This is a genomic window from Oleiphilus sp. HI0123 (assembly GCF_001635315.1).
On the sequence record NZ_LWGE01000112.1, the window covers coordinates 1 to 6,284 of the forward strand.

The following is a 6,284-nucleotide window of genomic DNA, read 5'->3' on the forward strand; positions in this document are numbered from 1 at the left end:
GGGTGAAAGAGTTTGTCACTTGGTACAACACAGAGCACCGGCATAGTCGAATTAACTTTGTTACCCCAGAGCAAAGGCACTTAGGTCTGGATGAAGAAATATTATCGAAGAGGGATGAGCTTTATCGCAAGATGAAAAGAAAGAACCAAATAAGGTGGTCAAAAGCTACGCGGAACTGGGAGAAAGTGGGTGACGTTAAGTTGAACCCGGAGAAGGAAAAACAAGCAGCTTAAATGCTCAGGCGACAACTACCTTGAAAAACGCCGGTTCTGGATGACTGGGGCCTGGAAAAAATGACTCTTGGCCAACGCAACGACTTACTCGAAATAATGGAAGACCGACACGGCGTTCGATCAACCATAATCACGAGCCAGCTACCTATCACGCAATGGCATAAAGCTATTGGCGATGCAACGCTGGCTGACGCCATCCTGGATCGCATACTGCACAATAGTCACAAGCTAAAACTTAAAGGAGAGTCACTAAGAAAGGCAATGAGTAAAATAACTGAATCCGATCACTCGGAGTGATACTATCGAGGTCTAGGCGTTAGGAGATTTAGGTGATCGAATAAAACCAGAATCGATGATCAGATACGCCGGAATACGCAGTCAATTTTCTTTGATAAGTGGCAGAACTCAGTACGTGCTTAAAGTGGGGTACGATGAATCTGTTGAAAAGCTTTCACCTGGTCGTTTTCATATGAAGGTATTAATTGATAGATTAATTGAGGAGGAAAATATCGCTACTTTGAATTTGATGAGTAATGCTCGTTGGCATATTGGCTGGAATCCTAATGAGGTATCGCTAGTCTCTATCTTTATTGCCGGTCGTACAATTAAAGGTAGATTATTCGTATGGCTAAAGCTGTTAAAAAGAAGATTTAAGAGGTCTTTGAATCAGGGGCGAATGCATTATTTTTTACATAAGCTAAGGCTCATATAATTAGTAAATGAAGAGTCTTGTTCGTAGTGTGATTGGATTGAATTCTAGAGTATGCAGTTGCTATCGTAGATAAGCTTTTGTTTTATTGCTTTGAGTGATAACTCAAAATCAAAGGGAGATAGCGCCACGGAAAATAAAAATAAAGAATATAAAACGATAGACAATAGTACATCATACTTTTGTTTATCCTTGCTATTTACGTGCGCACTGGGCTCCTGGTATAGCTTGATGCATAACAATGAAATAGATAAGCCTATCATCGATGCCATATAAGGCATGAATATATCGCTCCTGCCTGACTTTATAAAAACTTCTGATACTTCAATGCACAATGAAAAGAAAAGGCAGTGGACAGCGGGTACTAGAATGTTAGGTGTTTGGCGTTTTATTTGAATATGTGCGCTTAAAAAGGCAAGTGGTATGAATATGATACAATTCAACGTTAAGTACTGCCAATCTACTGATGCGGATGAAAAGTGGAAAAAGGGGTCAAGAATCAAACGTGGCATGTCACTGTTTTGACTGTTTAGCTTTGCATAGATATCAGATAATGAGACGGTGATATTAAGAGGTAGTAAACAGGTTATATAAGCGACCGCTATATAGATAAACCGGATTCCAGATATGTTTTGCAATGCCGCATTATCTGATTTTTGCTCTATACCAAGTAAGCTAGAAGGTGAAAAGTGAAAGTGCTTTAGTGCAATATAGGCGACAAAATAGCCCGTGATAAAACCTGAAGTATTTGATATTACGTCTGAAATATCGGAATAGCGCCCAATAAATGCTTGCGTTATTTCAACTAGTGTACTGACTAAAAAACCAACAAACAGATAGGGGCTCATTAATCTAGGAGAGGATTTACTCGCTATATATAGGGAACAAAGAAAGCCCAATGGCATATACAGCAGTATGTTCGTAGCAACATCTCTTAGGTTGTGAAAATTAAAAGAAAATGCACTCCCTTTTTCGAGTAGGGTCTGGATTGCACTTTCTGTGCTGGGTGCCTTTCCTGTTAGGTAAAAGCTTGCCGCTAGAATAAATAGTAAATATAGAAGTAGAAGAAGCCCAAAGCTTAGTCGTGTTATATTTGGGCTTGTTTGTAACGGCATTTGAGTTTCCCTATTTCTGTTAAGAGTAAATAATAGCTTTAGACTTTACCACTCAATAGCTTGGCGGCCACTTTGAATAGGAATACTTTTATGGCGTCACTGATCTTTTTGTCACCGGATATAGGGCTTAGCTTGATTCCCAGTCTCCTCTTAACTAATTCATTAAAGCGCAAGGCTAAGCCTTTCTTCTGAGTTTCTTTCGTGTTGAAGATAATTGATACTGAGGCTGAAACTTCATCGCATGTTTTTACCCAGTGTGGTGCTAAATAGGGAATATGAGCGCCTTCACCTGGCTTAATAAAAGTTTTTGTTGAGGTGTTAACAAATTCGTCCCGTAAGCTTGGTGCTACTTTATGGGTTTTGGCTACAAATGTTTCCAGTTCATCATCACTAATTTGTTCTTTATCCCAGGGTTCCCACGTATAGACTTCTTTAGTGCCCGTAAGTTGCATAAGGAAAGTGCTATACCGGTCGATGTGATAAGGCGTTGTGCCATTTGGTGACGTGATAAATAGATAGAGTGTTGAGTCAGTAATTTCTGTACCTAGTTCTTGGGCAAGTTGTTCAAGGTCGTTCTTTAGCCCTGTAAATAGCTCTTTATATTGTTCGTCAATTTCAGGACTTCTAACCATCACAAAAGAGTCTGAAGTCGCCAGATTTTCCAGTGCGTGCTCTAATGAGCATTCTATTTTATGTTCTTTATGAGCTGTATCAAGATTTGCATTGATGTCGACTTTACTAGAGCTGGCATACACGTGCTCCGGGGGAAGTCTGAGGACTAACTCAGATAGACTATCAAGTGATGCTAGAGGTGTCTCCACTACAGACTGGTTAAATTTGAATGACCTTTTGTTGAAGTCGGAGAACTGCTGTTCTTGATCTAGTTTTATGTATTTATACATTTTGCATTCCTTTTTCTCTAGTACTCTTAGTGGAAGAGCTTGTGCGGCTAGCTATTTCTTGAAAATCTACTTATTCACTCGTTTTTTGATAACACGGGCAGAATCACACGCAGTATTTCTTCTTCGGATAAAGGGCTTAATTGAAGCTTAAAACCTTGGTTAAGTTGTTCGATCAGGTTATTTAACCAAAAGCCGTTGTAGACTGTTCCAGCATGATAGTCGGCCAATATCAGGTTGCTAGGGTGATCGCCTTGACGACTCTTAATGGTGACCTTATCAGCTAATCGGGTTTCAAGGTTTATGGGCTCATTATAACGGTCACTATATCGCTTTATTTGCCAGGCGACATCATCTATGAATAATACGCGTTTCTTATCTTGAACGTAACTTTTTAGCTGACGATCAAAGCTACCCAGGACTTGGTCTCGGTTTTTGATGTTTTCTAATGTTGGCCAATGTTTATAGCTTTCGGTTAAATTGCAGTCTCGACACATACCAAGAACAGCGACCTTTACAGAAGGGTGGCTCGCCAATAATTGCTCGGTTGCCTCGGTGATCTGACGGACACACTCACTGACAACGTCTTTAGCTGTCTTGTCTAAGCCGCTGACTCCCCATTGTTCTAATTGTTTGGTTGAGCCGAGATTGTTTACGCCGATTCGAATGATGACCAGCCCCTTTTCCCAGAAGTCCGGAGAGCGCTGCAAGCGAGAGATCAGCCATTTTGCTTGATAGGGCCAGCCTTCAAGCAAAGACTGACAGCGAAGTCCGGAAACTGCATAGTTATAGTCGAAGTCTAATTTCTTGGGGGCTCGGGCAGGGAGCTTAAGCCAGTTCTTGATTCTTGCCCAGCGGTAACTTTCACCCCATGTCCCGAATGCTCCAAGATTAACTTGCTCAGATCGAAATCTGTCCCATAGTGCTGGCCAGTTGTAAGTGACGCTATGAAAGTCGCCTCCTCTAGCTTTATTGTCATATTTATCTCGATAGCTATGACTGTCTGAATCACCCAATATTGCGACAGGAAACGCAGCATCACCAGGGTCAGAAGTATCGATGCCTGTCTTATTCAGGAATAGCCAGTACGAGGCAAAAACCATTACAAAAAAAAGGCCGATGGTGGTGGTTGTTGGTTTAATCGAAAGCATCCTTGCCTCACTTTAGTAATGTCTGCTTAACCAGTTTTTAATCGCGTCGAACAAGCTGTGCTTATCGTTCAGCATGAAAAAAGTATGGTCAGCTTTGGGGAAATAGACTTCTTCAAATATTTGCGTGAAGAACTCGCCAGGAAAAGCATCTTTCATTTGTCCCTGATAGTTGTAGTAGGACTGTACCCCTCCGCTGTAGACATATAGGCACTTGGCTTCGCGTTGATGCAATACTTCCATGTCGGCCTTATATTGACTTTTTTCCGGTAAGCGCCAGACATAGTCATCAACATTATTTGCTTGATTATCGCTCGATTCTGAAGACATAGCTTTGGTTTTAGTCAGCCGCTTAATTAAAGCCTTAATCAGGTTGAAGGGCTGAGATAGCTTTTTGAGAAATTTCACACGATTAAACTTTGGACTTAGGTAACCATAGCCATCTATCCAAACTAAACCTTTGACACGATCATCCTTTACAGCAATTTTGTGAGCGTTCTCGGCACCTGTACAAAGGCCAAAAGAAATTACACTGCAGTGGTTAAACTGAGTTTCAAGGCAATCCAAGGCTGCAAGCATATCCTTGGTAATTTGCTCTGTTCGAGAAGAAGGTGATGCGATGCGGGTGCTATCACCTTGCCCACTCAGGTCAAATCGAAAGCTGGCATACCCTAGATCAGCCAAGAATTTTGCGAGATGTACATGCAAATTGAAAGGGCCTGATTTATGAACTGCACCAGCATTAATTATCAAGAAACAAGGCTTCTTGCAGTCTTCTTCTGGAGCAGTATAGATACCCTGAAGGTGCTGCTGTGGGCCAAAGCTCTGAATTTGTTCAATCATTGACTTAAGCTCTTTAAAATAAATTGGTTGATATTATGTGTTGAGATTGAGCGGTCAATGTCCTTGTAGAAGTACCAATTGCCTTCATCATCAATATGTTGGTAGTTGATATGCTGCCCACCTGTCGCACTTAAGCTTTCATCTTCGGTCGTTGAGATGACGGTGCATGGCGTATCATTAAGGCTATTGAGTTGGTCTGCCAGTCTTAGAGAGTCTATTTGCTTTTGTAATTTCGTACAGTATTGATAGCCAAGGTATTCACCCTGTTTTAGGTCACTGCTTTTCCTTCTAACACTGAAATGCCAGTTTTGAGTAAGTACTTGTTTTTGCAGAGTGTCTAATTTACCAAGATAGTCGGAGCCATTGAGAATCGGGTCCCAAAGGACTAGCTCATTAAACTGGCACTTTGTATTGGCTAATGTAGCAATTGAGGCGCCTAAACGTGAGGCGACACAGACCACCTGCTCAACGCCTGCTCGGGCTTTTAGCTCCTCATATGCTTTGATAAGGTCTTGTTGCCATTCTTCGATACTTTGAGTAGAAAACTCACCAGTGGAGTCACCCACGCCGTGGTAGTCAAAACGCATGCAATAAAAGCCTTGTTTAGCGAGGCTAGTGGCAAGTAGCTGGGTCATTCGATAGTTGCGAAAATACTCATGTCCGATCGGAGAGCTGAATAATATTGCTTTGCTACGATAAGCGCCCGCACCAGGCTCATGTATTACGCCGTAAAGAGGTAATTTACTATCACCGAAGAATACTGGGTGGATTGTTTGCGTTGCGGGAGAATGTAGCTCTGTTTTATTGGTTTCGTCAGAAAGACCTTTAGCCGCTGAGCTTTCTGTAGCGGCTGTTTTTGTGGTCTGATCTATTAGCTCAGCTAGTTGATGTAAGCTTTCCAGTAGTAAGTCTCGAGGCTTCAGTTCAACGTTAAAATGCGCTTGCACTTTATGAATAACTTGAATGGAAAGTAATGAATGGCCGCCGATATCAAAGAAATTATCGTATTTGTTAATATCATGGTTCCCGCATACTTCTCCCCAGCAGAGAGCTAACCACTTTTCTGTGCTTGTCTCGGGGCCTTGACGCGATTCACCGGCAGACATTTGAGTTAGGTTCCAGCTTTGCAGGACTTTTCGATCAAGCTTGTTGTTAAGGGTGCGTGGTAACTCCCCGAGTGCTTCAAGGTGCTGTGGCACCATGTAAGGGGGTAGTTGCTGTCGCAGGTGCTCACGAAGTTCACTGAGACTAATCGGGCTATTCTTCCATACAACATAAGCGATGAGCCGCGTATCGCCGGCACGGACTTCTCGTACGCTTAAGGCGCAGTCGTCAAT

7 protein-coding genes and 1 pseudogene are annotated in these 6,284 nt (G+C 42.1%); 3 read left to right on the top strand and 5 right to left on the bottom strand.

Translation table 11 applies throughout. The features are described 5' to 3' along the window. From A3761_RS26545 to A3761_RS01090, 3 genes and pseudogenes are all read left to right on the top strand, one after another. Window positions 1-233, top strand: a pseudogene (locus A3761_RS26545) (IS3 family transposase); the annotation flags it as partial. Between the two features lie 36 nt (window positions 234-269). Beyond that, window positions 270-530, top strand: a complete 261-nt coding sequence (locus tag A3761_RS01085; protein ID WP_304439180.1) for an ATP-binding protein — start codon at window positions 270-272, stop codon at window positions 528-530. A 55-nt stretch (window positions 531-585) separates the two neighbouring features. After that, window positions 586-945 (top strand): GNAT family N-acetyltransferase, encoded by a 360-nt coding sequence (locus tag A3761_RS01090; RefSeq protein WP_068553440.1) that lies wholly within the window; start codon window positions 586-588, stop codon window positions 943-945. Between the two features lie 44 nt (window positions 946-989). Here A3761_RS01090 and A3761_RS01095 read toward each other — a convergent pair whose 3' ends face one another. From A3761_RS01095 to A3761_RS01115, 5 genes are all read right to left on the bottom strand, one after another. Next, on the bottom strand, window positions 990-2,057 hold the full coding sequence (locus A3761_RS01095; protein WP_068553439.1) for a VanZ family protein: 1,068 nt from the start codon (window positions 2,055-2,057) through the stop codon (window positions 990-992). A gap of 38 nt (window positions 2,058-2,095) precedes the next feature. Then, on the bottom strand, window positions 2,096-2,959 hold the full coding sequence (locus tag A3761_RS01100; protein WP_068553438.1) for a cupin-like domain-containing protein: 864 nt from the start codon (window positions 2,957-2,959) through the stop codon (window positions 2,096-2,098). 74 nt (window positions 2,960-3,033) lie between these two features. Next, the gene (locus A3761_RS01105) at window positions 3,034-4,107 is read right to left on the bottom strand and encodes an SGNH/GDSL hydrolase family protein (protein ID WP_068553437.1); all 1,074 of its coding nucleotides are present in this window, start codon (window positions 4,105-4,107) and stop codon (window positions 3,034-3,036) included. A 12-nt stretch (window positions 4,108-4,119) separates the two neighbouring features. Beyond that, window positions 4,120-4,947, bottom strand: coding sequence for an alpha/beta fold hydrolase (locus tag A3761_RS01110; RefSeq protein ID WP_068553436.1), 828 nt, complete (start codon window positions 4,945-4,947; stop codon window positions 4,120-4,122). Next, a partial coding sequence (locus tag A3761_RS01115; protein ID WP_197472703.1) for a phosphopantetheine-binding protein occupies window positions 4,944-6,284 on the bottom strand: 1,341 nt, incomplete at its 5' end. The genes A3761_RS01115 and A3761_RS01110, both read right to left, overlap by 4 nt.